Source organism: Streptosporangium sp. NPDC006013 (genome assembly GCF_040614275.1).
Lineage (GTDB): Bacteria > Actinomycetota > Actinomycetes > Streptosporangiales > Streptosporangiaceae > Streptosporangium.
On record NZ_JBEXUE010000842.1, the window covers coordinates 1 to 2250 of the forward strand.

Sequence of the window (2250 nt, forward strand, 5' to 3'; positions counted from 1 at the left end):
GCCGCGCCGCCTCCCCGAAACTCTCCCCACCCGGCGGCGCGGCGGACGGGTCCGCCAGCCACGCGGCGAGCTCGTCCGGCCAGCGACGCTGGATCTCGGTGAACGTGTGGCCCTCCCAGTCGCCGAAGTCGGTCTCCCGCAGCCCCTCCTCGACGACGACCTCAAGACCGGTCCTGGCCGCGACGATCTCCGCGGTGGCACGGGCGCGCCTCAGCGGTGAGCTGACGATCACCTGGATGCCGTACGACTCCCCCGCCAGCTTGGCGGCGGCGGCCTCGCCCTGGGCTATGCCGTTGGGCGTGAGTTCGGGATCGCCGAGCCCGGAGAACCTGCGCTCGACGGAGAGCGGCGTCTCACCGTGCCGGAGCAGGTACAGCGAGGTCGCGACCGAGGTGGGCGAGCGCCAGCCGGTGCCGCGCCCGGTGGACATGGCCGTCCGTTCCGCCGGCTCCCGGGTGACGACACCACCACCGGAATCACCGGCGCCGAGGTCACCGGTGTCGAAGAGGAGAAGGTCCTCGGCGGGGCCCCCACCGGTGAGGGTGGCGGCGGCACCGCTCCCGGAGACAGCGGTCCCGGAGGCGCCGATCGCTCCCCCGGCGGGAGAGGAGGAAGCCGAGGCGGTCCAGGTGCGGCCCTTGGCCGCGGCGTCCATGGCCTCGTTGGCCAGGCGGTCGGCGTCCTTGTTCTTCTCGCGCGGGATCCAGCGCCAGGTCACCCGGAGGCGCCTGGCAAGGGCCGCGGCCTGTAGGGCGAGCGGGCGCAGGCCCTCGTTCTTGACCTTCCACCGGCCGGCCATCTGCTCGATGACCAGCTTGGAGTCCATCCGGACCTCGACCTTCGCACCGTCTCCGGCCAGGGCCAGCAAACTGGTCAGGCCGGCGATGAGCCCGCGGTACTCGGCGACGTTGTTGGTCTGGGTGCCGATCGACTCGGCCGTCTCGGCCAGCACCTGGCCGTCGGCGGCATCCTTGACGACGGCGCCGTAGCCGGCCGGCCCGGGGTTGCCCCGCGAGCCGCCGTCGGCCTCCACAACGTACGAGGTCACAGGCCGGACTCCGCGGTGCGGACCAGGATCCGGCGGCACTCCTCGCAACGGATGACCTCGTCGTGGGAGGCGGCCTTGATCCGGTTGATCTCGGCGATGGACAGGCTGGTGCGGCAGCCGAGGCAGCGGCCGCCCTGGAGCATCGCGGCGCCCACTCCGAACTGCTCCCTGAGCTTGCCGTAGAGGGCGAGCAGGTCGGCCGGGATGTCCTTCTCGACCTCGGCCCGCCTGCGCTGGACCTCGTCCTTCTCCTTGTCGATCTCGGCGAAGACCGCGTCCCTGCGGTCCTCGGCGACGCCGCGGGTGCCCGTGAGCTCGTCGCGCTCGGCCACCAACTTGGCGACCTGCGCGTCCGCCGCCTCGCGGCGCTCCATGATCTCCAGCACCACGTCCTCCAGGTCGCCCTGCCTGCGCGTCAGAGAGGCGATCTCCGACTGGAGGCTGGCCAGGTCCTTCGGTGAGGAGACCTGTCCGGAGTCGAGGCGCTTCTGGTCGCGTTCGGCGCGGATGCGGACCGAGTCGACGTCGGCCTCGGCCTTGGTCTGCTCGCGGGCGAGGTCACCGGACTCGGTCTCGGCGGCGATCACCTGGGGCGCGATGCGGGCGACCCGAGCGGAGAGCTCGTCGATCTGGGCCAGCTCGGGCAGGGTACGGCGACGGTGGGCCAGCCGGTCGAGGGCGGAGTCGAGTTCGGCCAGGTCAAGCAGACGCTTCTGGGCCGCAGGGGCTGCTTTCACGTGAAATCCTCGCACTTTGCTGTTGTTTTCCAGGCGTCCGTGACCGTCTCGGAAACGCGCGTCTCAACAGTAATCCCCCTGGCGGCCGATGCGGACGCCAGATGGTGCGCCGCGTCGGCGAGCCACGGCCACTCGGTGGCCCAGTGGGCGGCGTCGATCAGCGCGGGGCCGTCGGCCTCCATGAACTCGCTCGCCGGGTGGTGGCGCAGGTCCGCGGTGAGGAAGACGTCGACCCCGGCGGCGCGGGCCACCCCGAGCAGGGAGTCTCCGGACCCTCCGCTGACCGCGATCCGCTGGACGGGGCGGCCGGGGTCTCCGGCGACCCGCAGGCCGCCCGCCGTGGCGGGAAGCCCGCGCGCGGCCTGCCGGGCGAACTCGGCGAGGGGGACGGGGGCGGGCAGCGAGCTCCTCGTCGGTGGTAGTGGCTGATCAGGGCGCGGGTTTGATGGGCCTGCCGGAAGTAGG

Annotated in this window: 3 protein-coding genes; all 3 read right to left on the reverse strand. The window is 72.6% G+C overall.

Going from position 1 to position 2250, the window contains the following annotated elements; all coding sequences use genetic code 11:
• Window positions 1-1048, reverse strand: a 1048-nt coding sequence (locus ABZ260_RS50195) for a bifunctional RNase H/acid phosphatase (RefSeq protein WP_355632807.1), incomplete at its 3' end; no start/stop codon positions are given.
• A complete protein-coding gene (locus ABZ260_RS50200; protein WP_355632810.1) occupies window positions 1045-1785 on the reverse strand; it encodes a C4-type zinc ribbon domain-containing protein in 741 nt (246 codons plus the stop codon). The genes ABZ260_RS50200 and ABZ260_RS50195, both read right to left, overlap by 4 nt.
• Window positions 1782-2250, reverse strand: a 469-nt coding sequence (locus tag ABZ260_RS50205) for a Nif3-like dinuclear metal center hexameric protein (protein WP_355632813.1), incomplete at its 5' end; no start/stop codon positions are given. The genes ABZ260_RS50205 and ABZ260_RS50200, both read right to left, overlap by 4 nt.